Raw genomic sequence first — 23,037 nt, forward strand, 5'->3', positions numbered from 1 at the left:
TATGTTCAAAAGCAATTAGACAGTGTGGGCGAGTCCATACATAGGAGCGGCCTTGCGTCGCGATGGGCTGCGCAGCAGCCCCAATACCCAGGCTACGAACCCAAAAACAAAAAGCCCCCGCGCTTTTCAGCACGGGGGCTTTTCGTAGAATGTGGCGGTGAAGAAGGGATTTGAACCCTTGATACGATTTCTCGTATACACACTTTCCAGGCGTGCTCCTTCGACCACTCGGACACTTCACCGTTTCTCTTCAAGCCTTGCAGCCTGTCGAGGTGCGCTAATTTAGTGAAAGCGCTGCCCTTTGGCAAGCATTTTTTTCAAATTTTTCATGTATTTGCACTTGAGCCCGGCTGAACGCTGACCGACCAGTCAGCCTTGCTGCTTTACCTTGCCCATTGCGCTGGGTAACGTCGTCGCCACGCCAACAAAAGGACTCTGCCATGAGCGAGCTGATTACCTACCACGCCGAAGACGGCATCGCCACCCTGACCCTGAACAACGGCAAGGTCAACGCCATCTCGCCAGACGTCATCACCGCCTTCAATGCCGCGCTGGACCGCGCCGTCGAAGAGCGTGCGGTGGTGATCATCACCGGGCAGCCGGGCATCCTCTCGGGCGGTTACGACCTGAAGGTAATGACCAGCGGCCCGAAAGAAGCCATCAGCCTGGTTACCGCCGGCTCCACCCTCGCCCGCCGCCTGCTGTCGCACCCCTTCCCGGTGGTGGTCGCCTGCCCGGGCAATGCCGTGGCCAAGGGTGCCTTCCTGCTGCTGTCGGCCGACTACCGCATTGGTGTCGAGGGGCCGTACAAGGTGTGCCTGAACGAAGTGCAGATCGGCATGACCATGCACCACGCCGGCATCGAACTGGCCCGCGACCGCCTGCGCCGCTCGGCCTTCCACCGCTCGGTGATCAACGCCGAGGTGTTCGACCCGCAAGGTGCGGTGGATGCCGGCTTCCTCGACAAGGTGGTGCCGGCTGAACAGTTGCAGGAAGCGGCGCTGACAGTGGCGCGGGAATTGAAGAAGCTGAACATGCTGGCGCACAAGAACACCAAGCTGAAGGTGCGCAAAGGGTTGCTGGAGGCGCTGGACAAGGCGATCGAGCTGGACCAGCACCATATGGGCTGACCTTGCCGGCCTCTTCGCGGGTAAACCCGCTCCTACAACGGGTATGCATAACCTGTGTAGGAGCGGGTTTACCCGCGAAAGGGCCGGAACAGGCTTACACCAAGGTTTGCCCCAACCAGTGCACACCCGTACACTCCCCCGCGACTGTCTGGTGTGAGTCGTACCATGCTTTATTCGTTGCGCATGCTCCTGCTGGCGCTGCATTTTCTTGCCGTCGGCGCCGTTGGCCTGCTCATCGGCCTGTGCCGCCCCTTCAACCCCGACAACAGCCGCGTATTCGCCCACCTCTACAGCCGCCCGGCCACCTGGCTGATGCGCATCAAGGTCAAGGCCGAGGTCGGCCCGTTGTGGGACCAGCCGCCCGGCTGCGTGATCGTGGCCAACCACCAATCCAACTTCGACCTGTTCGTGCTGGGCCAGGTGGTGCCGCGACGCACCGTGGCCATCGGCAAGAAAAGCCTGGGCTGGATTCCGCTGTTCGGCCAGTTGTTCTGGCTGGGTGGCAACGTGCTGATCGACCGCAAGAATGCCTACCAGGCGCGCAAGGCCCTGCAGAAGACCACCCGGGTGCTGCAGGACGACACCTCGATCTGGATTTTCCCCGAAGGCACGCGCAATGCCGGCGAGCAGTTGCTGGCGTTCAAGAAAGGCGCGTTTCACATGGCCATCGAGGCGGGTGTACCGATCGTGCCGGTGTGCGTCAGCCGCTACGCAGGGCGCATGGGCCTGAACAGCTGGCGCCAGCGCACCGTGATCGTGCGTTCGCTGCCGCCGATTGCCACGGCGGGCATGAGCCTGCAGGACCTGCCGGCGCTGATCGAACAGTGCCGGGGGCAGATGCAGCAGTGCATTGACCGGATGGAAGGGGAATTGGCCCAGGGTTAGGTTGCTTGTGCCGGCCTCTTCGCGGGTGAACCCGCTCCTACAACGGCTTGCACATTCCTGTGTAGGAGCGGGTTTACCCGCGAAGAGGCCGGCACAGGTTGCTCTCCAGCCAGCTACAGCCCAAGCTGTAACCCGTGTTCAACCGGAATAAGCGGGCAACCATGGGTCGAGTAGTGGCGTCAGCGGTGTACAGCGCCGGCAGAAAGGTCACCAACATCAGCATCGACGAAGGCAGCGAATGGGCGCGCAAGCCGGGGCACTTCGTGTGGATCGGCCTGGAAGAGCCCAACGCCGAAGAGCTGGCCAACCTGCAATGCCAGTTCAACCTGCACGAACTGGCCATTGAAGATGCCCTGGAAAAACACAGCCGGCCCAAGCTGGAAACCTTCGGCGATGCGCTGTTCATCGTCACCTATTCACCGGTACGCCACGAAGGCAAGCTGGAGTTCATCGAAACCCACATTTTTGCCGGCAACGGCTACATCATCACCTGCCGCAACGGCCACTCCAAGTCCTACGCCATGGTGCGCCAGCGCTGCGAGGCGCGGCCCTTGCTGCTGGAGCACGGCGAAGACTTCGTGCTGTATGCCCTGCTCGACTTCGTTACCGAGAACTACCAGCCGGTCAGCGAAGCCATTCATGGCGAGATCGAAGAGCTGGAGCAGAGCGTGCTGGGTGGTTCGCTACAAGAGGATGACATCCGCCGCCTGCACAGCCTGCGCCGTGACATCCTGCGCCTGCGCCGCTACGTGGCGCCGATGGTAGAAGTGAGCGAAGAACTGCAGCGCCTGAGCTTCCCGTTCATCGACAAGAACATGCGGCCGTATTTTCGTGATGTGCAGATTCACGTGACGCGGCAAATGGAAGACCTGGCCGGGATCCGCGACATTGCCAGCCAGACCATCGAGATCGGCATGCTGCTGGAGTCGTCACGGCAGAGTATCGTGCAGCGCAAGTTTGCGGCGTGGGCGGCGATCCTGGCGTTCCCCACGGCGATTGCCGGGGTGTACGGCATGAACTTCCAGAACATGCCGGAGTTGAGCTGGCATTACGGGTATTTTGCGGTGCTGGGGGTGATTGCGGCGGGGTGTGCGGGGTTGTATGCCAGCTTCAAGAAGTCGGGTTGGCTTTAAGGGCCTCTTCGCGGGTAAACCCGCTCCCACAGGGTCACCACAATACCGAACATTGCGGGTTACCTACTCTCACAGCATCACCGCAATGCCGAGCATTGCGGGTTACCTGTGGGAGCGGGTTCACCCGCGAACACCGGCAACGCCGGTGCCATCCACCCGGCTTCCTGATTTCTATGCCGACTGCTGGATGAACCGCAACATCCATTCCCCCACCAGGTCGCCCTGGTGTTCACTGGCCAGGCTGGCCACAGCCTTGTGGTACACCTCATCCCCCAAATATTCCTGGCGCGCATCGAGCAGTGCCCGGGAGTAGTCGTGCACAAACTCCGGGTGGCCCTGGAAGCACAGCACCTGGTCGCGAATGTGGTACGCCGCGTTCGGGCAGAAATCGCTGGAAGCAATCACCGTGGCGCCTTCCGGCAGCTCGGTCACCTGGTCCTGGTGGCTGATCAGCAAGGTCAGCTCTGACACTTCCGGGTCCATCCACGGCGCATGCGCCGCCAGCGAATAACGATGAATACCCACGCCCCAGCCCTTGTCGGCCCGCTCGGCCTTGCCACCCAGGGTCAACGCCAGCAGCTGGTGGCCAAAACACACCCCCAGCAGCTTCTCGCCACGCGCGTACAGCTTCAACAAATAAGCCTTGAGCGTTTGAATCCACGGATCGCTACCGAACGAATCAGCCTTGCTGCCCGTCACAAGGTAGGCATCGAACACTTCAGAGTCGGCGGGGTAATCGCCGTTCATCACGTTGTACACACGAAATTCGGCGGCGATCGGCTGACGCGAGAAGAGCTGCTCGAACATCCTGCCGTAGCCCTGGTATTGCGCGGTCAACTCCGGTCGCAGGACATCGGTTTCAAGGATGCAGATGCGTAACGACATAGGGATAGTCCTGAACGACATGGGTGGGAATCTGCTGTAGAGACTGCCGCGAAAGGCACGTACAAGCAAGTAGGCTGCACTGACGAACGGTCACATTTTGTCGGGTCGGCGCTGGCAGTTACGCCAGTGTCTAGCCAGAGCATGTCAGCGAACTGGCACATGGCCTCATAGCAAATCGCAATCACCGAACCAGACAATTAGAACAAAGGGTTCTCAAACATGGATGACGCACACCCTACTGTTGGTTGTATATCCACTTACAAGAGGCAGGCAGTTCAGGCGCCACGCAGCGCCACTGCGATCGACCCGAAGCGCGACAAGGAAGCCAACGGGTATTCAGGAATAACAACAAGAAGGCGGTCCGCCATGTTCAGACAATCGAAAATTCGCCAAGCCGGGCTTATTTTATTCGCCACCACGTTGCTGCTGATCCTGCCGAACCTGACACGTTTGTTCGGCTGACTGCAGCGGTGGCGCCAACTGGCAGCGCACAGGTAACCTGCTGGCCCTGATGGTCGGAGGTTGCCCATGCGTCACTGCCTTGCCCTGTTAACGTTGCTCCTTAGCCTGCCGCTGTCGGCGGCGCAACTGCACCTTGAACTGGGCGCCAACGGGCGCCAGTGGAGCAGCGCCGAGTTGCTCGACCACCCGCAGGCCCAGGACATCAGCATCGACCAGGACGTTTCCTACAAGCGGCCCATGCACTATCGGGCGGTGCCGCTGGCTGCGCTGTTGCACGGCGTGAGCGCCAGCGACCACCTGCAGGCCGTGGCACTGGATGGTTTTGCCGCAGAAATGCCCGCAGCCCCCCTGCTGCAGCAAGGGCCGGCACGGGCCTGGCTGGCCGTGGAAGACCCAGGCAAGCCGTGGCCGCCGCTGGGCCAGGGCAAACCGAGTGCAGGGCCGTTCTACCTGGTATGGACTGCGCCGCAGGCCAGCGGCATTCGCCCCGAGCAGTGGCCGTTCCAGATTTCCACGATTCGCCAACTGGCCCCGGTAGAGCGGCGCTATCCGGCGCTGCTGCCTGACCCGAAGTTGCCGGCCGACAGCCCGGTGCGCCAGGGGTTTGCCCTGTTCCAGCAGAACTGCATGGCCTGCCACCGGTTGAACGGTGCCGGGGATGCGCAGCTGGGGCCGGATTTGAATGTGCCGCATAACCCGACCGAGTATTTTCAGCCGGGTTATTTGCGCATGTTGATTCGCGACCCGCAGCGTTTGCGGCGGTGGCCGCAGGCGAAAATGCCGGGGTTTGCGGAGAATGTGTTGAGTGAGCGGGAGCTGGATAGTTTGTTGGCTTATCTGGGGCATATGGCCAAGCGTAAGCCTTGAGGGCCTCTTCGCGGGTGAACCCGCTCCCACAGGGATCTCACAGGCCCGCAAGACGGTGATATACCCGCGAAGAAGGCAACACAAAACTGTCAGGCTATAGGCCGCTCGTGCTTGACCCCCCACCCCTCTACCTCACCCCCATAGGGTGTCACCAACTGCTCGAAGGCCTCTTCAAAGTCGCCGATCCCGAAATAGGTGGCGTACATGACCTTGCTCAGTTCCAGGTGCCAGGCACCGTCGCCCATCTCCTTGACCTGGGCATTCAGCGATTCGCCGCGAAACTGCCCGGCCGCACGGCGGGCCCCTGCTTCGTCGGGGAATACGGCATAGAACTCGATGGGGTGGATCTGGGTGAAGTCGAAACCGCCTGCTTTCATCTGGCGCAGGACGTTGCTGCTGATATCGTCGTTCTGGCTGCTCATGAAACGTCCTCCTGAATAATGCTATGGATAGACTTTCCGTGCACTACGCACCTGCCGGCAACGGCCGGGCAGTACGAGCTGATGCAAGACGCGAATTGATGCGGTACCAACCCGCAGAATAGGCTGGCACCTTCAACCAGCGTAGTGCCTGCCAGGGCACCACGCAAACGTGTGGTTCAGGGCGCTTCGTGGATGCCGGTGATGGTCACGCCACTGTGCTCCCGGAGCCAGCGCGCGGTGGGGGAAATGGTGCGGTCCTGGAAGTCGTTGAGGTCCAGCTCGTCCATCACCGGAAAGAGGTGCGAACGGATGGCCCGCGCGGCGTCTTCCTCACTGGGGCAATGCTCGGCATGCAGCAGCAATGTGGATGGCTCGCCTTTCTGGTCGGCAAAGATGACTTCCCACTCTTTCATTGAACGAACCCTCTGAGTCAAGGAACACAGGGTGTGTGATGCCTGAATAACTGACCTTGGGGTGGGGAGAATGTTCAGTCTGTGCCGGCCTCTTCGCGGGTAAACCCGCTCCCACAGGGAAATCACAGAAGCTCAGGCCGGTGATTTCCCTGTGGGAGCGGGTTTACCCGCGAAAAAGGCCGCAAAGCGGCCCGACTTTACTTCGGCGTACCGTGCACCACACCGGCCGTGTTATCCAGCAGGCTCTTGGTCGCCGTCTGGATATACGCTTCAAGTTTCTTGAGCATTTCAGGCTGGTCCGGGCTTTCGATCAACTCAGCCTTGAACTCGCTGCCCAGCTGGTAACGGTACATGCGTGGGGTCATGTCCTTGGACTCGATCAGGATGCGGTCGCCCTGCACCAGGCCGACGATCTGCTCGCTGCCCGACGGCTTGATCATGCCCACGCCCTGGTCGCCCTCAGGCAGGTTGAGCAGGTCGCGGCCCCAGCACTGGTGACGGGCCTGGCCACCCAGGCGGCCCATGATGGTCGGCACGATGTCGACCTGGGTGCCCACGGTGTGGTTCACCGCACCAAACTTCTCCTGGATGCCCGGGGCAATCAGCAGCAGCGGCACGTTGAAACGGCCCAGGTCCAGCTCGGTGACCTGCTGGTGGTTGCCAAAGCCGTGGTCGCCCACGATGACGAACAGAGTGTCCTTGAAGTACGGCTCTTTACGCGCCTTCTCGAAGAACTGGCCCAGCGCCCAGTCCGAATAACGCATGGCGGTGAGGTGCTCGTCCAGGCGGCCCTGGCCGGTCACCTTCTCGACCGGCAGGTCTTTGGGCAGGGCGTACGGGGTGTGGTTGGACAGCGTCTGCAGCAGCGCGTAGATCGGCTTCTTGCCATCGTGCTTGGCCAGTTCCTCGTTGCCGCGGTCGAACATGTCCTGGTCGGATACGCCCCAGGTCGGGTCGGAGAACACCGGGTTGACGAAGTCGTTACGGCCAATGAACGTGGTCATGCCCTGGTTGCCGAAGAACCCGGACTGGTTGTCCCAGGCAAAGTCGCCGTTGTAGACGTACACGTCGTCGTAGTCACGGGCGCTGAGCAAGGCTGGCAGGCCCGACAGCTTGTGGCCGCCTTCCGGGGTCTGCATCAGGTATTCGAACCCTGGCAGGTTGGGGAAGCAGGCCATGGTGGCGAACATGCCCTGGTGGGTATGGGTGCCGTTGGAGAAGAAGCGGTCGAACAGCAGGCCTTCTTTGGCCAGCTTGTCGAAGTACGGGGTGATGTTGTTCGGGCTACCCAGCGCGCCGACCGAGTGGCCGGCGAAGCTTTCCATCAGGATCACCACCACGTTCTTGACCGGCAGGGTGCGCTCGGCCGGCGGCAGGAAGTCGCGGCGGATGGCAGCCTCGTCGGCATCGACCAGGGTGTCGTTCGGGGTGAGTAACTGTTTGCGCACGCTTTCGGTCGCTACGCCCTGCTCCAGCACCGGCTTCCAGATGTTGGCGCGGTCCTCGCCGAAGCGGCTCTTGGCGGCGTCGATCAGGGTCAGGGTACCGTTCAGGCCCAGCTGGTTGACGAAGTTGGAATCGGTGGTGAAGGCGTCGCCCCAACGCATCGGCGGGCCCTGGCGCAGCGTGCCACGGGCGGCAACCACGGCCACCAGCAAAATCACCATGAACACCGCCAGGCGGTTGTACCACGGCGCCACGCGTTGTTCGCCCTGGCCACGGGTGATGCGGTCGATGCCCTTGAACAGCAGGCTCAGCAACCAGGTGCCAAAGGCCCAGGCCAGCAGGTAGCGCACCACCGGGAAACCGTACCAGAGCATGCTCATGACGGTTTTCGGGTCTTCCTTGATGTACTGGAACACCAGGCCGTTGAGGCGCTGGTGGAACTCGCGGTAGAAGTCCATTTCCATCAGGCCGAGGAACATCACCACGCTCGAGGCCAGGGTCAGCCAGAAACGGAACACCCCGCGACGGGCCATGGCCCAGGGGCTGAGCATGGCCAGCAACAGCGGAATGCTGATGTACACCACCACCCGCAGGTCGAAGCGCAAGCCGTTGAGGAAGCCTTCGGCGACCGTCGAGTACGGGGTATCGCCGACCATATCGCTGTTGTAGACCAGCAGCGCCAGGCGCACGAGGCTGAGCATCAGCATGATCACCAGGCCGCTGAGCAGCGTGTAGGCCAGGTGGGATTTAAGGGTCGGCGAGAACGATGTTCGCGCGCCCCGTTGCTTCAAGGCGTCCGTGTTAGCCATGAATGGGAAGGTCCTAGGATTGCGGTTTGCGGAGAGGGCGGTGGTGCTAGACCAACGCAGCATTGTGCGGGTGCGGATTCTGTTTAAACCAATGTGAAAATTTTGTCACGGGGGTGTTGCCGGTTTTGTCTGTGCCGGCCTCTTCGCGGGTAAACCCGCTCCCACAGGGACCGCCAAGAGCCTGAGGGCGGCGCAGTACCTGTGGGAGCGGGTTCACCCGCGAAGAGGCCGGCACAGGCATTCAAATCCGCACATTCCCCCGCGGCCCGGCAATCGCCCAGATCACCAGCCCCACCACCGGCAGCAGTGCAATGAGCAATATCCACAGCACCTTGATGCCCACCTCGCTGCCACTCTTGATCACATTGAGAATGGCCCAGATATCCAGCGCCAGAATGATCAGCCCGACCAGGCTGTTGAATGTCGACCCCATGCCTGAACTCCCGTTTAGAGGCTTTGCTGCACAGCATAGCCAGCTATCGCGCCAATAGAAGGGAATCCTTGGCGGTTGGCGCGGGTCCCTGAGTAGACTGCCAGTATTCACAGATTCGAGGTTCGCATGCCCCCCGCCCACAGCCAAAGCGCCGCCCCACAGTCCATGCTGCACGCCTGGCGCCAGCAAGTCGTGAACACCCCTTGGCTCAGCGCCGGCCTGGGCCTGAGCCTGCTGGCGGTGATCGTGCTGCTGGCGGCCAGCTTCTGGAACGCGGTAAACGGCGACCATGCCGACAACCTGCACCTGGCCGTGCTGGGTGGCTTGTCCGGTTTTGGCGCCACCGCGTTGGGCGCGGTGCTGGCGGTGGTGCTGCGCGATGTCAGCGCGCGTACCCAGGACGTGATGCTGGGCTTTGCCGCCGGCATGATGCTGGCAGCCAGTTCGTTTTCGTTGATTCTGCCGGGGCTGGATGCCGCCCGCGAAATCACCGGCAACGGCCCGGCAGCGGCGTTTACCGTGGTGCTGGGGATGGGACTGGGGGTGCTGCTGATGCTGGGTCTGGACCGCTTCACCCCCCACGAGCACGAAAGCACCGGCCCGTGCGGCCCGGAAGCCGAGCGCATCAGCCGGGTGTGGCTGTTTGTGCTGGCGATTACCCTGCACAACCTGCCCGAAGGCATGGCGATTGGCGTGAGCTTCGCCAATGGCGACATGAACATTGGCCTGCCGCTGACCAGCGCCATTGCCATCCAGGACATTCCTGAAGGGCTGGCCGTGGCACTGGCCTTGCGCGCTACCGGGTTGTCGAGCCTGAAGGCTGCGCTGGTGGCAATTGGCTCAGGGCTGATGGAACCGCTGGGGGCGGTGATCGGCCTGGGGATCTCGACCGGCTTTGCCCTCGCCTACCCGGTCAGCATGGGCCTGGCGGCCGGGGCGATGATCTTTGTGGTCAGCCACGAGGTGATACCCGAAACCCACCGCAATGGGCACCAGACAGCGGCGACCCTGGGGTTGATGGGTGGGTTTGCGGTGATGATGTTTCTGGATACCGCGTTGGGGTGAAGGTTGTGGTTGCCTATGCCGGCCTCTTCGCGGGTAAACCCGCTCCCACAGGAAAACCGCCGACCTCAGGCCCTGTGATTTCCCTGTGGGAGCGGGTTTACCCGCGAAGAGGCCGGCACAGGAATCAGATATGTACAGCGACCTTCAGGGCCTCCAGCGCAGGCTCAACCTTGATCCCCACCTCTGCCCCCAACTCCAGCACCCGCGCCAGGTCATGCTGCCCCACCATCACCATCTGCAGCTCGTCATCCAGCAACTGGCTGAAGTTGAGCAGCACGTAACCGCCGGCCTCTTTGTTCAACGCCCCCATCTGCACCTGGATGCGGTTCAGCGCTGTCAGTGGCTCGGTGCGCGCCAGTTGCTTGGGCTTGAGGGTGAACGGCACGCTGTTGTCGAACGAGTCGCTGATCTGCTGGAACAGGTCCTGGTAGCTGTCGGCCTGGAACACCACGGTGTCCGGCAGGCTGCCCAGCACCACCCATTCGCCCAGCGGAATGGGGAAGCTGTCGTCATAGTTGATGTCGGGGTTGGCAGCCAGGAAGGCGGCCGGGTCGGCGTAGGCCTGGGCGGCTTCGTCGGCGATGCGCTCGATGTCGGCCTCGCGCATGCAGCCAGCGCCAATGAGGCTGATGAATTCGAGCAACTGAGTTTTCATGAAAGGGGGCCTGCGACGGGTGAAAAGTCGCCAAGGATAGCCGCAAATGCCCCCGGGCGGTTAGCCGGCCAGCGCTCGCAGGCGCGCAGCAGCGTCCACTGCCCCCATGGTTTGCGCCGCCATCAGCGCCGTGGCGCCGCGGGCATCCTGGCGTGCCGGATCGGCGCCCTGGGCCAGCAGGTAGTCGAGGATTTCGCTGCGGTTGAACATGGCCGCCAGCATCAGCGCAGTGCGCCCGTCCTGCGCGGCGGCGTCCACCGGCACGCCGTGCTCCAGCAGCAGGCGGATCATCGCCAGGTCACCCTTGAACGCGGCACCGGCAATCGGCAGCTGGCCGTTGTCGTTGGCAATCAGCGGGTCGGCCCCCTGCGCCAGCAGCACGCGCACCGCGTCGTGGTGGCCGTGGTAGCTGGCCAGCATCAGCAAGGTGTCGCCCTTGTGGTTGCGCAAATCGGCCGGCAGGCCGCTGGCGAGCAAGCGCTCGAGCATGGCGGCGTCGCCTTGGCGGGCGCGTTCGAACACCTGCTCGGCAAAGGCAGCGGTTTCGTCGTCGGTCATGGTGGCGGGCGCGGTTTGGGTGGACATCGGGAACCTCCTGGCATAAATGATTGCCCAAGTTTTTGTCAGGCAAGCCATTGCGGTCAAAGGTTCAGATTCTATGGGCCCGATAGGCAAAGCCACCGCCGTGCAAAATGCACTGTGCAAAATGCACGACCATGCAGCCTGCACGATGCCGCTTCTGCAAATACCCCGCAAAGCCCTGTAATTGCTGGCTTTTTCCTAACTGAGGTTTTTGGCACGGTCGCTGCAACCATCAACTCACGTCTGCCACATAACAGCCAGGAGTTGATATGGACCTCATCCAGCAAAAGTTCGTTTCGGTATTTTCGGCCTACCAGGTGAATACCCAGGCCCGCCCCGATGGCGGCGTGCTGCTGACCCTGCGCGCGGCTGATGGCAAGGTGACCCGCCGGGTGCTGACCTATGGGCAACTGCACAGTGCCGAGCAGCTTTCGTGGGCGATCAGTGCGATTCGTCGGGATTTGGCCGAGCAGGCCAGTGAGTTGCCGGTGATCAACATGCTGCAGAGCCAGCAGCGGTTTGCCCTGCCGACCTATCGTTGAGATTTGTGTTGCCTGAGCTGGCCTCTTCGCGGGTAAACCCGCTCCTACATTGAATGCGCAATGCCTGAGGGCGGCGCAACCTTTGTAGGAGCGGGTTTACCCGCGAAGAGGCCAGCAAGGCCATCACAACTCGTCGATCCCCAGAAACGCCCGCGCAGTCACATCCCCGGTAAACCGCGCCTGCACACCTTGCTCGCTGCCATACAACCGCAACGCCAGGCAAAACGGCGTATCGCCCAGCTCCACCCAGCGCCGCGTACCGGCCGGCACCAGCAACTGGTCACCCTTCTCGCACAACACCGAATACACCCAATCCCCCACCCGCAGCCCAACCTGCGCGCGCCCGCTGATCACGGCAAACAGTTCGTCGGCGTCATGCACATGTTCATCACGCACATCGACCTCTGCAGGCGCCTCACCGTCGCGGTTGAGCAGCACAAAGGCCTTGCTACCCTGCGCGGTCATCAACGGGTCCAGGTACCCGCGGCAAGCCTGCAGCACTTCGTCCTGGGCCGTGCCCGGGCGCACCCGCAGACCATGTTCGGCATGTACAAAGCGCACGCCCTGCTCGGCCAGGGTGGCGGCGATGTCGTCGTGGTGGGTCAGCACCTTGTTCGGCAGTGCCGGGCTGGCGGGGTGGAAAACGCTGAGAATGCTCATCAGGGGCGGGTCCTGGTCGGTTGCGAACAAAGGCCAATGATAACGGCTGCAGCCAAGGCTGCGGCACTGGCCATACCAAAGGTGAAGGTGGGCCCCAGCAGTTTCCAGCTGTAACCCGAATACAACGCCCCCAGCGCGCCACCGGTACCCGACAGCGCCGCGTACAGCGCCTGGCCCTGGCCTTGCTGACGGGCGCCGAAACTGGCCTGGACAAAGGCGATGCTGGCGGCATGGAAGCAGCCGAACGTGGCGGCGTGCAGCAACTGGGCGAAAATCAGTACGCCCGGCTCGGCAGCCAGGTTGCCCAGCAGCAGCCAGCGCACCGCTGCCAGCAGGAAGCTGGCCAGCAGCACCCGCTGCACGCTGAAGCGTGCGAACAGCCGGCTCATGAGCATGAACATCAGCACCTCGGCCACCACCCCCAGCGCCCACAGCAAACCGATGGCACCGCGGCTGTAGCCCAGGTGCTCCAGGTGCAGGGTCAGGAAGGTGTAGTACGGCCCGTGGCTGAGTTGCATCAGCGCCACGCAGGCATAGAAGGCGATCACCCCCGGGGCACGCAACTGCTGCAAGAAGCCGCCCGCGCCACTGCGCTCGCCCTGCTCCACCGGCTGGGCATTGGGCACCCACAGGCTGGCGGCGACGATGCCGGCCATGATCGCCACCAGCGCCACCGGGTAGATGTCCAGGCTCAGCCATTCGAACAACCGGCCCAGGCCGACCACGGTGAGGATGAAACCGATCGAGCCCCACAGCCGTACCTGGCTGTAGCGCGCCGTTTGCCCGTGCAGGTGGGCCAGGGTGATGACTTCGAATTGCGGCAGTACTGCATGCCAGAAGAACGCGTGCAGGGCCATGACCAGCGCCAGCCAGGCGTAGCTCTTGCCGAAGAAGATCAGTGAGAAGGTGGCCAGGGTACATAGCGCGCCAAGCCTTACGATCAGCAGGCGCTGGCCGGTGCGGTCGCCCAGCCAGCCCCACAGGTTGGGGGCGATGCAGCGCATCAGCATGGGGATGGCCACCAGCTCGCCGATGCGCGCCGGGGAGAAGCCCAGGTGGTCGAAGTACAGCGCCAGGAAGGGGGCTGTGGAGCCGAGCAGGGCGAAGTAGAACAGGTAGAAGCTGGACAGGCGCCAGTAGGGGATGGGTTGCATGGGGGTGGCCTTATGGAGCCTGTGCCGGCCTCTTCGCGGGTAAACCCGCTCCCACAGGTACGCCACAGCATTCGGGCCTTGTGGAGATCCTGTGGGAGCGGGTTTACCCGCGAAGAGGCCAGTGCAGGCGAATCAGAGCTGGCCCAGCACCGGGGTATTCACTTTCACATCGGCATTCTGTGCCCGGTGGCGCAGCAGGTGGTCCATCAACGCAATGGCCATCATCGCCTCGGCAATCGGCGTGGCGCGGATGCCCACGCACGGGTCGTGGCGGCCCTTGGTGATGACGTCCACCGGGTTGCCATCGACGTCGATGGAACGGCCCGGGGTGGTGATGCTGGAGGTCGGCTTGAGTGCCAGGTGGGCAACGATCGGCTGGCCGGAAGAAATACCGCCCAGGATGCCGCCAGCGTTGTTGCTGAGGAAGCCTTCCGGGGTCAGTTCGTCACGGTGCTCGGTGCCGCGCTGGGCAACGCTGGCGAAACCGGCACCGATTTCCACGCCCTTGACCGCGTTGATGCTCATCAGCGCATGGGCCAGTTCGGCGTCCAGGCGGTCGAAAATAGGCTCGCCCAGGCCAGGCATGACGCCTTCGGCGACCACGGTGATCTTGGCGCCTACCGAATCCTGGTCACGGCGCAACTGGTCCATGTAGGCCTCAAGCTCGGGCACTTTGCTGGGGTCGGGGCTGAAGAAGGCGTTCTGCTCTACCGATTCCCAGGTCTTGAACGGGATTTCGATGGGGCCAAGCTGGCTCATGTAGCCGCGCACGGTGATGCCCTGGCTGGCCAGGTACTTCTTGGCAATGGCGCCGGCCGCCACGCGCATGGCGGTTTCGCGGGCCGAGCTGCGGCCACCGCCGCGGTAGTCGCGGATGCCGTACTTGTGGTGGTAGGTGTAGTCGGCGTGGGCCGGGCGGAACAGGTCCTTGATTGCCGAGTAGTCCTTGGACTTCTGGTCGGTGTTACGGATCAGCAGGCCGATCGAGCAACCGGTGGTGCGGCCTTCGAACACGCCGGAGAGGATTTCCACCTCGTCGGCTTCCTGGCGCTGGGTGGTGTGCCGGCTGGTGCCGGGCTTGCGCCGGTCGAGGTCGTGCTGCAGGTCGGCGAGGGAAATTTCCAGGCCTGGGGGGCATCCATCGACAATGGCGACCAACGCCGGGCCATGGCTTTCGCCAGCGGTGGTGACAGTGAACAGCTTGCCGTAGGTATTGCCGGACATGGACGCTCCGCGAGATCTGCCTGAAATGGACGAAAGCGGCAGTATACAGATGGTTGGGTTGCCTGTGCTGGCCTCTTCGCGGGTAAACCCGCTCCCACAGGTACTCCACAGCATTCGGATCTTGTGGAGATCCTGTGGGAGCGGGTTTACCCGCGAAGAGGGCTGGCCTGCCATGCACAGAACCTTCCCCAAAACATTGGGTCAAACCCACATCTCCCCACGTAGTACCGCATGATGTCGCGCCTCGTCGCCCTGTTCTTCCTGCTGTGCACCGGCCTGGCCCAGGCCGCCGCTCCCACCGTACTGCAACGCCCGATCGACCTCGACACCGGCCAGGGCGTACTGCACGGCAGCCTGCTATTGCCGCAACAGGCCACTCCGCCACCCGTGGTGCTGATCATTGCCGGCTCCGGCCCCACCGACCGCGACGGCAACAACCCGGCGTCCGGCAGGGTCGACAACCTCAAGCGCCTGGCCCTGCTGCTGGCCAGCGAGCACATCGCCAGCGTGCGCTACGACAAGCGCGGCGTCGCCGCCAGCCAACCGGCCACCCCCGACGAACGCGACCTCAGCGTGGAGCGTTACGTGGCCGACGTAGTCGCCTGGAGCCACAAGCTCAAGGCCGACCCGCGCTTCGGGCCGTTGATCCTGATCGGCCACAGCGAAGGTGCATTGATCGCCAGCCTGGCCGCTGAACAGGCCGGCGCCAGCGCCGTGATCACCCTGGCCGGTAGCGGCCGGCCGCTGGCCGATGTGTTGCGCGAGCAACTGGCCCAGCGCCTGCCACCGGCGCAACTGGCCGGTGGCAGCGCCCTGCTCGACCGCCTGCAGGCCGGGCAGACCAGCCTGGAAGTGCCGGCGCCATTACGCCAGGTGTTCCGCCCCAGCGTGCAGCCGTACCTGATTTCGCTGTTCCAGCAAAACCCCGCCGCCGCCTTCGCCCGCCTGCCCATGCCGGCGCTGATCGTGCAGGGGCGCAACGACGTGCAGGTGGACGTGGCCGATGCCGAACGGTTGAAGGCCGCCAAACCGGATGCGCAGCTGGTGCTGATCGACGGCATGAACCACATGCTGCGCATCAGCCCCAAGGGCATGAGCCAGCAGCGCGACAGCTACCTCAACCCCGAACTGCCGCTGGCCCGCGAGCTGGGTGAGCGAATTGTGACGTTCATCCAGCATTTGCCTTCGGCGTAAGGGGAACGGGCTCAGGTCTGCGGCGTGCCTGCCGATACAGCAGGCATAGCCGAGGACAAGCCCTGATGACCACCGCCCCCGCCGCCGTAGAGCCAGCCGAAGAACCCCAGGAACACCCTGCCCTGCCCTGGGCCGACCTGAGTGCAGAACACTTCCAGCTGCTGCGCCTGGCCGCCCTGCCCACCGACCGCAGCACTGGCGCACGGCCGCTGCGTTTTGTGCAGTTCGGCTATGCCGAGCGCCACGACAAGGCGCACAGCCTGCTGCGCATGGAAATCACCCTGCCCGGGCAAAAGGTGCACAAGGAACAGAACCGCCTGGACATCCGTGTCGACCATGCCGAGCGCCGGGTGCGCATTGGCAGCGAGCACGGCCTGCAACTGGAGCCGGTCAACCGCGGCATTGGCCGCTTCATGCTGGCCCAGGCCGCGCTATGGCTGCAGCGCAAGTGGTCGCATTACCAGGTAGACGGCATGGCCCTGCCGAACAAGGATGCGCTGAACGAAGACTCACGCCTGCGCCGCGACCACTGCTTGCGGGGGGTGGGGATAGAGGTGCAGTACGAGGACAGCCAGCACCTGAAGGGCCGTACCGTGGAAATGCCGGTCGGCCAGCTGAAAGCGGCCTGGAGCAACGAGCGCTTGCAGCGGGTGGATATCCTGGATGCCGCGCACCTGCTGCAGCAGGCGGACCAGCAGTTGCAGGAAAAGGAAGGGCAACTGCGCGAGCGCGATGAGCGGGTGGCCAAGTACCAGCGCGAGGATGGCGGTTTGCGCTTTACCATCACCTGCCTGGTGGCGTTTGCGGTGTTTCAGGCGGGGTTGTTGATCTGGATTGCTACCCGTTGAGACCGCGTTGCCTGCTTCGCGGGTAAACCCGCTCCCACAGGATCTCCACAAGGTCCGAATGCTGTGGAATACCTGTGGGAGCGGGTTCACCCGCGAATGGGCTGCAAAGCAGCCCCAAATGGCTCAAACGCGAGCCTTGAACAATTCTTGATGCTGGCGGCACTGCTCGGCGGTCAGCATGAACACCCCATGCCCGCCCCGCTCGAACTCCAGCCAGGCAAAATCCACCTCAGGGTACAACGCCTCGACATGCACCTGGCTGTTGCCCACCTCGACAATCAGCAAGCCTTTGTCGGTCAGGTGGTCGGCCGCTTCGGCCAGCATGCGCCGCACCAGGTCCAGGCCGTCGTTGCCGCAGGCCAGGCCCAGCTCCGGCTCATGGTGATACTCGGCCGGCATGTCGTCGAAGTCTTCGGCATCGACATACGGCGGGTTGGACAGGATCAGGTCGAAACGCTGCCCCGGCAGGCCGGCAAAACCGTCGCCCTGCACGGTGTACACACGGGTGTCCAGGCCATGGCGCTCGATGTTCTGGTTGGCCACTTCAAGGGCCTGGAACGACAGGTCGGCCAGCACCACTTCGGCCTCGGGGAACACATCAGCGGCCACGATGCCGATGCAGCCCGAACCGGTGCACAGGTCGAGGATGCGCGCCGGTTCGCTGGCCAGCCACGGCTCGAAGCGTTTTTCGATCAGTTCGCCAATTGGTGAACGCGGCACCAGCACGCGCTCGTCGACAATGAACGACATACCACAGAACCAGGCCTCGCCCAGCAGGTAGGCGGCCGGCACGCGCTCTTCGATACGGCGCTTAAGCAAGTGCTGCAGGCGTACCCGCTCGTCGTCTTCGAGCATGCAGTCCAGGTAGCTGTCGGCCACCTCCCAGGGCAGGTGCACCGCGCCCAGCACCAGCAGGCGGGCCTCGTCCCAGGCGTTGTCGGCACCGTGGCCGAAGAACAGGTCGTGCTCGTGGAAGCGGCTGACCGCCCAGCGGATGTAGTCGCGCAGCGTGCGCAGACGGGATGTGATCACGGGGTACTCCTAATTCAGATCGACCAAAAGTCTAACAGCCCGGGGCACACATTTGTTCCATCCGATCGTCCCAAAGCTAGCCACAGGCCAGTAACCATGCCGCTTGCGTTGTCAACCATTCCCATTGGCGCCAATGCAAGGGAGAATAGGTGTACAAAAGCCCTGCTCAAGGAGCCATTGATGTCCGTTCCAACCACGATGTTCCGCCTCACTGGCCGCGATTACCCGCCGGCCAAGCTGAGCCACGCCAGCCTGATCATCATCGATGCGCAAAAGGAGTACCTCAGTGGTCCCTTGCAGCTGTCGGGCATGGACGAGGCCGTGGCCAACATCGCCAGGTTGCTCGACGCGGCGCGCAAGAGCGGCCGCCCGATCATCCATGTTCGCCACCTGGGCACGGTGGGTGGCCGTTTTGACCCACAGGGGCCGGCTGGCCAGTTCATTCCAGGGCTGGAGCCACTGGAAGGCGAAATCGTCATCGAAAAGCGCATGCCCAACGCATTCAAGAACACCAAACTGCACGAAACGTTGCAGGAGCTGGGCCACCTGGACCTGATCGTCTGCGGTTTCATGAGCCACTCCAGCGTCAGCACTACCGTTCGCCGCGCCAAGGACTATGGTTACCGGTGCACGCTGGTGGAAGACGCCTCGGCAACCCGCGACCTGGCGTTCAAGGACGGGGTAATCCCGGCGGCACAGATTCACCAGTGCGAAATGGCCGTGATGGCCGACAACTTCGCTTGCGTGGCACCCACCGCCAGCCTGATCTGAAGCGCGGGCATGACCGCCCGGCAGCCGGGCGGAACCCGATGGGCGGCAGCAGGTCGAATTCCGGATATCCACAGAGGAGAGCGGAATGAAGCTTAAAGGCAGTTTCGACGCCAAGCGCCTGCGCCCGCGCCAACCGCGTAACTGGGGTGCCCGCCTGGCGGCCGGCCTGTCGGCCCTGCTGGCAACCCTGGGCGTGCTGCTGGCCATGGCCGGCGTCGCCGGCCTGCTGGGCAACTACCCTGCCCTGCAGGAACTCAATGCCAACAAACCGTTGTCCACCATCCTGGCCGTGGCAGGCTTGCTGCTGCTGTGGCTGGGCGTGCGCTTCTGGCGGCGCAGCCGCATTCGCTTGCGCCGCGGGCGCGAGCTGAACCTGTCGCCGCACCTGATGAAGAAGCATGATTGAAGGTTAGCTATAACCTGTGCTGGCCTCTTCGCGGGTAAACCCGCTCCCACAGGGTTACCACAGGGCCTGAAGGCAACGGGGCACCTTGTGGGAGCGGGTTCACCCGCGAAGAGGCCGGCACAGGCTGCACATGCCCCCCACAGTCGCGTAAACTACGCCGCCCCACGTGGAGGCATCATGCAAGACGACGATTTTTCCCTGTTCAAGGCCGAAGTGCGCGGCGTCAAGCCGATCCGCCATGACCGCGCCGAAGTCGGCAAGCCCAAGGCCGACCGCCAGCAGCTGGCCGGCCTGCGCCAGGCGGCGACCGTACGCAGTGACAAGGCCCTGGTCATCGACGGCATGTCCGACCAGTTCGTCATCGACGTGGGCGCCGAAGACGAGTTGATGTGGCGCCGCGACGGCGTGCAGGAAACCCAGCTTCGCAAGCTCAAGCTGGGGCAGATCCCGTTCGAAGGCAGCCTCGACCTGCACGGCATGACCGTGGAAAAGGCCCGCGAAACCCTGTGGGACTTCATCGCCGAAGCCACCAGGCTGGAAGTGCGCTGCGTACGCGTGACCCACGGCAAGGCCGCACGCCTGGACGGCAAGCGCCCCATGATCAAGAGCCACGTCAACACCTGGCTGCGCCAGCACCCGCAAGTGCTCGGTTTTGCCTCGTGCAGCGCCCGCCACGGCGGCACTGGCGCGGTGTATGTAATGCTAAAGCGAACCATGCTCGAAGGCCGCGACGAGTAACGCCGCGCTTGCAGCGCCGCGCGCGCCGCCGTACCCTTCGTTTTTGCGATTTTTTCCCAAGGTAGATCCATGTCCCTGGAACAGAACTACACCGAGATCCTCAGCCAGCTTGGCGAGGACGTCTCCCGTGAGGGCCTGCTCGACACGCCCAAGCGGGCTGCAAAGGCGATGAAGTACCTTTGCCGCGGTTATGAGCAAACACTGGAAGAAGTGACCAACAACGCGTTGTTCAGCTCTGACAACAGCGAAATGGTGCTGGTCCGGGACATCGAGCTGTATTCGATGTGCGAACACCACATGCTGCCGTTCATCGGCAAGGCGCACGTGGCCTACCTGCCCAAGGGCAAGGTGCTGGGCCTGTCCAAGGTCGCGCGCATCGTCGACATGTTCGCCCGCCGCCTGCAGATCCAGGAAAACCTCAGCCGCCAGGTGGCCGAGGCCATCCAGCAGGTCACCGGCGCCGCCGGTGTGGCCGTGGTGATCGAAGCCAAGCACATGTGCATGATGATGCGCGGTGTGGAAAAACAGAACTCGACCATGATCACCTCGGTGATGCTGGGTGAGTTCCGCGAAAACGCCGCTACCCGCAGCGAGTTCCTCAGCCTGATCAAGTGATTGGCTGCTGACCCCAAGCCGACCCCAGCGGGTCGGCTTTTTGCATTTCAGGAGTTGCCCATGATCGTCAAAGCCCTGCGGGTTGGCCTCGGCCAGCTCATCGTGTTCGGTGACTGGATCAGCCGCCCGGCCAAGCGCAAGCGTGACGCCGCCGCCCAGGCCCGCGTCGAGCAAGCGGCCAAGGGCCTGGCGCTGTACCAGTTCCATGCCTGCCCGTTCTGCGTCAAGACCCGCCGCACCCTGCACCGCCTGAACGTGCCGGTGGCGCTGCGCGATGCCAAGAACGACCCGGTGCACCGCCAGGCCCTGCAGGAAGGTGGCGGCCGGGTGAAAGTGCCGTGCCTGCGCATTGAAGAGGGTGGCAAGGTGACCTGGATGTATGAGTCCAAGGCCATTATTGCTTACCTGGATGAGCGGTTCGCTTCGGTCTGAGGATTTGTAGCCATCCTGTAGCGGCCCTTTCGCGGGTAAACCCGCTCCCACAGGGGACATCACGGTATTCAGTCCTGTGGTAATCCCTGTGGGAGCGGGTTTACCCGCGAAGAGGCCGCTACAGGCTAAAAACTATCCCACCATCGGCACATGCCGCGGGTGGCTGCTGACCCGCTCCAGCCAGGCCCTTACCGCCGGATAATCGGCCAAGTCGAACCCGCCCTGCTGCGCCACATGGGTGTAGGCATACAACGCCACATCAGCAATCGAATACTGCTCACCGACCAGATACGGGGTCATCTGCAGCTGGCGTTCCATCACCTTCAAGGCCTTGTAGCCGCCCTTGTGCAGCTTGCGGTATTCCTCCACACGCTCGTCCGGCAGCCCCAGGTAAAACTGGATGAAACGCGCCACGGCAATGTACGGCTCATGGCTGTACTGCTCGAAGAACTGCCACTGCAACACCTGGGTACGCAGGCGCGGCTCGCTTGGCAAAAACGCGCTGCCATCGGCCAGGAAGTTGAGAATGGCATTGGACTCCCACAGGTAGCTGCCGTCCTCAAGTTCCAGCACCGGCACCTTGCCGTTGGGGTTCATCGCCAGAAACTCGGGCGTTTCGGTTTCGCCCTTGAGGATATCCACCGGGTGCCATTCATACGGCCGGCCCAGCAGGCTGAGCATCAGCTTGACCTTGTAGCAGTTGCCCGACTGGTAGTCGCCATAGACCTTGTACATCGCCCCTCCACTGCCAAGCAGTTCTGCAATTACGCCCAATAGTTGGTGACTGTACGGCTAAATGCAATGGCCGCTGTATGGCAAGGATCAACCTTGCCCGCTGTAGTCTGAAAAAACTGCTTACACCTTTACAAGGATTTTGTTCATGACCGATGCCACTTCCGCACGCCTGCGGCCCCTGGCAGATACCTCCCCGTCGGCGGTGGTCGCCGGCTTCATTGCCATGCTCACCGGCTATACCAGTTCGCTGGTGCTGATGTTCCAGGCCGGCCAGGCCGCCGGGCTGACCACTGCGCAAATTTCGTCGTGGATCTGGGCACTGTCGATCGGCATGGCGGTGTGCAGCATCGGCCTGTCGCTGCGCTACCGCACCCCCATCACCATTGCCTGGTCCACCCCGGGCGCGGCACTGCTGATCACCAGCCTGGGCGGGGTGAGCTATGGCGAGGCCATTGGTGCCTACATTACCTGCGCCGTGCTGGTGCTGGTGTGCGGCCTGACCGGCAGCTTCGAGCGCCTGGTCAAGCGTATTCCGGCTTCGCTGGCCTCGGCCTTGCTGGCGGGCATCCTGTTCAAGATCGGCAGCGAAATTTTTGTGGCCGCGCAGCACCGCACCGTGCTGGTGCTGGGTATGTTCTTCAGCTACCTGCTGGTCAAGCGCCTGTCGCCGCGCTATTGCGTGCTGGCCGCGCTGCTGGTGGGCACGGCGCTGTCGGGCGCACTGGGCCTGCTGGACTTCAGCGGCTTCCACCTTGAGGTGGCCAAACCGGTGTGGACTACGCCAAGCTTCTCGCTGGCGGCCACCATCAGCATTGGCATTCCGCTGTTCGTGGTGGCGATGACCTCGCAGAACATGCCCGGCGTGGCCGTGCTGCGGGCAGACGGCTACCAGGTACCGGCCTCGCCACTGATCTCGGCCACCGGCTTTGCTTCGCTACTGCTGGCGCCGTTTGGCTCGCACGGGGTCAACCTGGCGGCGATCAGCGCGGCCATTTGCACCGGCCCGCATGCCCATGAAGACCCCAGCAAACGCTACACCGCAGCGGTGTGGTGCGGGATTTTCTACGGCATCGCCGGGGTGTTCGGGGCAACCCTGGCAGCGCTGTTTGCCGCGTTGCCGAAGGAGCTGGTGCTGTCGATTGCGGCGTTGGCGCTGTTTGGCTCGATCATGAACGGGCTGACTGTTGCCATGAGCGAAGCGCGCGAGCGTGAGGCGGCGGTGATTACCTTCATGGTGACGGCTTCGGGGCTGACCCTGTTCTCGATCGGGTCGGCGTTCTGGGGGATTGTGGCGGGGGTTTTGGCCCTGGTGATTCTTAACCCGCGCAAGGCATGAAGGAATCTATTGTCTATTCTGGCCTCTTCGCGGGTGAACCCGCTCCCACAGGTACTCCGCCGACCTCAGGCCCTGTGATATCCCTGTGGGAGCGGGTTTACCCGCGAAGAGACCAGCACAGGCGACAACCAGACCAGGCCATAATCACAACCTGAAATGCCCC

General features: G+C 63.1%; 27 protein-coding genes and 1 tRNA gene. 15 read left to right on the top strand and 13 right to left on the bottom strand.

All coding sequences use genetic code 11. The features are described from left to right. Nucleotides 1–152: 152 nt before the first annotated feature. A tRNA-Ser gene (locus IAE39_RS23555) sits at nt 153–242 on the bottom strand. Nucleotides 243–440: 198 nt separating this feature from the next. Here IAE39_RS23555 and IAE39_RS23560 point away from each other — a divergent pair. The 3 genes from IAE39_RS23560 to IAE39_RS23570 all read left to right on the top strand — a co-directional run bounded on the left by IAE39_RS23560 (nt 441) and on the right by IAE39_RS23570 (nt 3,148). Beyond that, nucleotides 441–1,130, top strand: a complete 690-nt coding sequence (locus tag IAE39_RS23560) for a crotonase/enoyl-CoA hydratase family protein (RefSeq protein ID WP_201206929.1) — start codon at nt 441–443, stop codon at nt 1,128–1,130. A gap of 165 nt (nt 1,131–1,295) precedes the next feature. Continuing rightward, a complete protein-coding gene (locus tag IAE39_RS23565; protein WP_201206930.1) occupies nt 1,296–2,015 on the top strand; it encodes a lysophospholipid acyltransferase family protein in 720 nt (239 codons plus the stop codon). Nucleotides 2,016–2,176: 161 nt separating this feature from the next. Then, entirely contained in the window at nt 2,177–3,148 is a 972-nt protein-coding gene (locus tag IAE39_RS23570; RefSeq protein ID WP_201206931.1) for a magnesium and cobalt transport protein CorA, read from the top strand. A 171-nt stretch (nt 3,149–3,319) separates the two neighbouring features. On the opposite strand, the gene IAE39_RS23575 is transcribed toward IAE39_RS23570, so the two are convergent. Next, complete coding sequence (locus IAE39_RS23575; protein WP_201206932.1) at nt 3,320–4,033, bottom strand: amidotransferase; 714 nt, start codon at nt 4,031–4,033, stop codon at nt 3,320–3,322. 219 nt (nt 4,034–4,252) lie between these two features. On the opposite strand from IAE39_RS23575, the gene IAE39_RS23580 reads away from it, so the two are divergent. Continuing rightward, nucleotides 4,253–4,495, top strand: a complete 243-nt coding sequence (locus tag IAE39_RS23580) for a hypothetical protein (RefSeq protein WP_201206950.1) — start codon at nt 4,253–4,255, stop codon at nt 4,493–4,495. 66 nt (nt 4,496–4,561) lie between these two features. After that, on the top strand, nt 4,562–5,362 hold the full coding sequence (locus IAE39_RS23585; protein WP_201206933.1) for a cytochrome c: 801 nt from the start codon (nt 4,562–4,564) through the stop codon (nt 5,360–5,362). 89 nt (nt 5,363–5,451) lie between these two features. On the opposite strand, the gene IAE39_RS23590 is transcribed toward IAE39_RS23585, so the two are convergent. The 4 genes from IAE39_RS23590 to IAE39_RS23605 form a co-directional block, all read right to left on the bottom strand. After that, a complete protein-coding gene (locus IAE39_RS23590; RefSeq protein WP_201206934.1) occupies nt 5,452–5,784 on the bottom strand; it encodes a ribonuclease E inhibitor RraB in 333 nt (110 codons plus the stop codon). Between the two features lie 176 nt (nt 5,785–5,960). Then, nucleotides 5,961–6,197 (bottom strand): hypothetical protein, encoded by a 237-nt coding sequence (locus tag IAE39_RS23595; RefSeq protein WP_201206935.1) that lies wholly within the window; start codon nt 6,195–6,197, stop codon nt 5,961–5,963. A gap of 197 nt (nt 6,198–6,394) precedes the next feature. Beyond that, nucleotides 6,395–8,452 (bottom strand): LTA synthase family protein, encoded by a 2,058-nt coding sequence (locus IAE39_RS23600; RefSeq protein ID WP_201206936.1) that lies wholly within the window; start codon nt 8,450–8,452, stop codon nt 6,395–6,397. A 241-nt stretch (nt 8,453–8,693) separates the two neighbouring features. Beyond that, nucleotides 8,694–8,885, bottom strand: coding sequence for a PLDc N-terminal domain-containing protein (locus tag IAE39_RS23605; RefSeq protein ID WP_012271091.1), 192 nt, complete (start codon nt 8,883–8,885; stop codon nt 8,694–8,696). 126 nt (nt 8,886–9,011) lie between these two features. Between IAE39_RS23605 and IAE39_RS23610 the strand changes: the two genes are divergently transcribed. Next, the gene (locus IAE39_RS23610) at nt 9,012–9,950 is read left to right on the top strand and encodes a ZIP family metal transporter (RefSeq protein ID WP_201206937.1); all 939 of its coding nucleotides are present in this window, start codon (nt 9,012–9,014) and stop codon (nt 9,948–9,950) included. Nucleotides 9,951–10,074: 124 nt separating this feature from the next. On the opposite strand, the gene IAE39_RS23615 is transcribed toward IAE39_RS23610, so the two are convergent. Together IAE39_RS23615 and IAE39_RS23620 are read right to left on the bottom strand one after the other, a co-directional pair. Next, the gene (locus tag IAE39_RS23615; RefSeq protein ID WP_110747885.1) at nt 10,075–10,605 is read right to left on the bottom strand and encodes a hypothetical protein; all 531 of its coding nucleotides are present in this window, start codon (nt 10,603–10,605) and stop codon (nt 10,075–10,077) included. A gap of 60 nt (nt 10,606–10,665) precedes the next feature. After that, on the bottom strand, nt 10,666–11,190 hold the full coding sequence (locus tag IAE39_RS23620; RefSeq protein ID WP_201206938.1) for an ankyrin repeat domain-containing protein: 525 nt from the start codon (nt 11,188–11,190) through the stop codon (nt 10,666–10,668). Between the two features lie 266 nt (nt 11,191–11,456). On the opposite strand from IAE39_RS23620, the gene IAE39_RS23625 reads away from it, so the two are divergent. Beyond that, nucleotides 11,457–11,729: a DUF3509 domain-containing protein gene (locus tag IAE39_RS23625; RefSeq protein WP_201206939.1), complete on the top strand. Its 273-nt coding sequence runs from the start codon at nt 11,457–11,459 to the stop codon at nt 11,727–11,729. 123 nt (nt 11,730–11,852) lie between these two features. On the opposite strand, the gene IAE39_RS23630 is transcribed toward IAE39_RS23625, so the two are convergent. The 3 genes from IAE39_RS23630 to aroC form a co-directional block, all read right to left on the bottom strand. Further along, nucleotides 11,853–12,389: an oxidase gene (locus tag IAE39_RS23630; protein WP_201206940.1), complete on the bottom strand. Its 537-nt coding sequence runs from the start codon at nt 12,387–12,389 to the stop codon at nt 11,853–11,855. Further along, on the bottom strand, nt 12,389–13,543 hold the full coding sequence (locus tag IAE39_RS23635; RefSeq protein WP_201206941.1) for an MFS transporter: 1,155 nt from the start codon (nt 13,541–13,543) through the stop codon (nt 12,389–12,391). The genes IAE39_RS23630 and IAE39_RS23635 overlap by 1 nt, the downstream gene beginning before the upstream one ends. A gap of 132 nt (nt 13,544–13,675) precedes the next feature. Beyond that, complete coding sequence (gene aroC, locus IAE39_RS23640) at nt 13,676–14,767, bottom strand: chorismate synthase (RefSeq protein ID WP_201206942.1); 1,092 nt, start codon at nt 14,765–14,767, stop codon at nt 13,676–13,678. A 231-nt stretch (nt 14,768–14,998) separates the two neighbouring features. Between aroC and IAE39_RS23645 the strand changes: the two genes are divergently transcribed. Both IAE39_RS23645 and IAE39_RS23650 read left to right on the top strand, forming a co-directional pair. After that, nucleotides 14,999–15,961, top strand: coding sequence for an alpha/beta hydrolase (locus IAE39_RS23645; RefSeq protein ID WP_201206943.1), 963 nt, complete (start codon nt 14,999–15,001; stop codon nt 15,959–15,961). A 65-nt stretch (nt 15,962–16,026) separates the two neighbouring features. Beyond that, the gene (locus IAE39_RS23650) at nt 16,027–16,809 is read left to right on the top strand and encodes a hypothetical protein (RefSeq protein ID WP_201206944.1); all 783 of its coding nucleotides are present in this window, start codon (nt 16,027–16,029) and stop codon (nt 16,807–16,809) included. A gap of 123 nt (nt 16,810–16,932) precedes the next feature. On the opposite strand, the gene prmB is transcribed toward IAE39_RS23650, so the two are convergent. Beyond that, complete coding sequence (gene prmB / locus IAE39_RS23655) at nt 16,933–17,841, bottom strand: 50S ribosomal protein L3 N(5)-glutamine methyltransferase (RefSeq protein WP_201206945.1); 909 nt, start codon at nt 17,839–17,841, stop codon at nt 16,933–16,935. A 180-nt stretch (nt 17,842–18,021) separates the two neighbouring features. On the opposite strand from prmB, the gene IAE39_RS23660 reads away from it, so the two are divergent. The 5 genes from IAE39_RS23660 (at nt 18,022) to IAE39_RS23680 (ending at nt 20,803) form a co-directional block, all read left to right on the top strand. After that, on the top strand, nt 18,022–18,612 hold the full coding sequence (locus IAE39_RS23660; RefSeq protein WP_009683237.1) for a cysteine hydrolase family protein: 591 nt from the start codon (nt 18,022–18,024) through the stop codon (nt 18,610–18,612). 85 nt (nt 18,613–18,697) lie between these two features. Beyond that, entirely contained in the window at nt 18,698–19,018 is a 321-nt protein-coding gene (locus IAE39_RS23665; RefSeq protein ID WP_201206946.1) for a hypothetical protein, read from the top strand. Between the two features lie 177 nt (nt 19,019–19,195). Continuing rightward, nucleotides 19,196–19,756, top strand: coding sequence for a Smr/MutS family protein (locus tag IAE39_RS23670; RefSeq protein ID WP_201206947.1), 561 nt, complete (start codon nt 19,196–19,198; stop codon nt 19,754–19,756). 69 nt (nt 19,757–19,825) lie between these two features. Next, the gene (gene folE, locus IAE39_RS23675) at nt 19,826–20,371 is read left to right on the top strand and encodes a GTP cyclohydrolase I FolE (protein ID WP_110747929.1); all 546 of its coding nucleotides are present in this window, start codon (nt 19,826–19,828) and stop codon (nt 20,369–20,371) included. Between the two features lie 60 nt (nt 20,372–20,431). Further along, a complete protein-coding gene (locus IAE39_RS23680) occupies nt 20,432–20,803 on the top strand; it encodes a glutaredoxin family protein (protein WP_119370925.1) in 372 nt (123 codons plus the stop codon). A 132-nt stretch (nt 20,804–20,935) separates the two neighbouring features. On the opposite strand, the gene IAE39_RS23685 is transcribed toward IAE39_RS23680, so the two are convergent. After that, on the bottom strand, nt 20,936–21,538 hold the full coding sequence (locus IAE39_RS23685; RefSeq protein ID WP_201206948.1) for a glutathione S-transferase family protein: 603 nt from the start codon (nt 21,536–21,538) through the stop codon (nt 20,936–20,938). 145 nt (nt 21,539–21,683) lie between these two features. Here IAE39_RS23685 and IAE39_RS23690 point away from each other — a divergent pair, with 145 nt between their 5' ends. After that, entirely contained in the window at nt 21,684–22,874 is a 1,191-nt protein-coding gene (locus tag IAE39_RS23690) for a benzoate/H(+) symporter BenE family transporter (protein ID WP_201206949.1), read from the top strand. The last annotated feature ends 163 nt before the right edge of the window (nt 22,875–23,037 follow it).

The organism is Pseudomonas sp. S37 (genome assembly GCF_016658545.1).
GTDB lineage: Bacteria > Pseudomonadota > Gammaproteobacteria > Pseudomonadales > Pseudomonadaceae > Aquipseudomonas.

Coding starts and splice junctions, on each gene's coding strand:
- folE (WP_110747929.1), top strand. CDS start 19,826: ATGTCCCTGGAACAGAACTACACCGAGATCCTCAGCCAGCTTGGCGAG.
- IAE39_RS23620 (WP_201206938.1), bottom strand. CDS start 11,190: ATGTCCACCCAAACCGCGCCCGCCACCATGACCGACGACGAAACCGCT.
- IAE39_RS23560 (WP_201206929.1), top strand. CDS start 441: ATGAGCGAGCTGATTACCTACCACGCCGAAGACGGCATCGCCACCCTG.
- IAE39_RS23570 (WP_201206931.1), top strand. CDS start 2,177: ATGGGTCGAGTAGTGGCGTCAGCGGTGTACAGCGCCGGCAGAAAGGTC.
- IAE39_RS23595 (WP_201206935.1), bottom strand. CDS start 6,197: ATGAAAGAGTGGGAAGTCATCTTTGCCGACCAGAAAGGCGAGCCATCC.
- IAE39_RS23630 (WP_201206940.1), bottom strand. CDS start 12,389: ATGAGCATTCTCAGCGTTTTCCACCCCGCCAGCCCGGCACTGCCGAAC.
- IAE39_RS23565 (WP_201206930.1), top strand. CDS start 1,296: ATGCTTTATTCGTTGCGCATGCTCCTGCTGGCGCTGCATTTTCTTGCC.
- IAE39_RS23580 (WP_201206950.1), top strand. CDS start 4,253: ATGGATGACGCACACCCTACTGTTGGTTGTATATCCACTTACAAGAGG.
- IAE39_RS23660 (WP_009683237.1), top strand. CDS start 18,022: ATGTCCGTTCCAACCACGATGTTCCGCCTCACTGGCCGCGATTACCCG.
- IAE39_RS23690 (WP_201206949.1), top strand. CDS start 21,684: ATGACCGATGCCACTTCCGCACGCCTGCGGCCCCTGGCAGATACCTCC.
- IAE39_RS23650 (WP_201206944.1), top strand. CDS start 16,027: ATGACCACCGCCCCCGCCGCCGTAGAGCCAGCCGAAGAACCCCAGGAA.
- IAE39_RS23625 (WP_201206939.1), top strand. CDS start 11,457: ATGGACCTCATCCAGCAAAAGTTCGTTTCGGTATTTTCGGCCTACCAG.
- IAE39_RS23615 (WP_110747885.1), bottom strand. CDS start 10,605: ATGAAAACTCAGTTGCTCGAATTCATCAGCCTCATTGGCGCTGGCTGC.
- IAE39_RS23670 (WP_201206947.1), top strand. CDS start 19,196: ATGCAAGACGACGATTTTTCCCTGTTCAAGGCCGAAGTGCGCGGCGTC.
- aroC (WP_201206942.1), bottom strand. CDS start 14,767: ATGTCCGGCAATACCTACGGCAAGCTGTTCACTGTCACCACCGCTGGC.
- IAE39_RS23645 (WP_201206943.1), top strand. CDS start 14,999: ATGATGTCGCGCCTCGTCGCCCTGTTCTTCCTGCTGTGCACCGGCCTG.
- IAE39_RS23635 (WP_201206941.1), bottom strand. CDS start 13,543: ATGCAACCCATCCCCTACTGGCGCCTGTCCAGCTTCTACCTGTTCTAC.
- IAE39_RS23590 (WP_201206934.1), bottom strand. CDS start 5,784: ATGAGCAGCCAGAACGACGATATCAGCAGCAACGTCCTGCGCCAGATG.
- IAE39_RS23600 (WP_201206936.1), bottom strand. CDS start 8,452: ATGGCTAACACGGACGCCTTGAAGCAACGGGGCGCGCGAACATCGTTC.
- IAE39_RS23585 (WP_201206933.1), top strand. CDS start 4,562: ATGCGTCACTGCCTTGCCCTGTTAACGTTGCTCCTTAGCCTGCCGCTG.
- IAE39_RS23605 (WP_012271091.1), bottom strand. CDS start 8,885: ATGGGGTCGACATTCAACAGCCTGGTCGGGCTGATCATTCTGGCGCTG.
- IAE39_RS23685 (WP_201206948.1), bottom strand. CDS start 21,538: ATGTACAAGGTCTATGGCGACTACCAGTCGGGCAACTGCTACAAGGTC.
- IAE39_RS23680 (WP_119370925.1), top strand. CDS start 20,432: ATGATCGTCAAAGCCCTGCGGGTTGGCCTCGGCCAGCTCATCGTGTTC.
- IAE39_RS23610 (WP_201206937.1), top strand. CDS start 9,012: ATGCCCCCCGCCCACAGCCAAAGCGCCGCCCCACAGTCCATGCTGCAC.
- IAE39_RS23575 (WP_201206932.1), bottom strand. CDS start 4,033: ATGTCGTTACGCATCTGCATCCTTGAAACCGATGTCCTGCGACCGGAG.
- IAE39_RS23665 (WP_201206946.1), top strand. CDS start 18,698: ATGAAGCTTAAAGGCAGTTTCGACGCCAAGCGCCTGCGCCCGCGCCAA.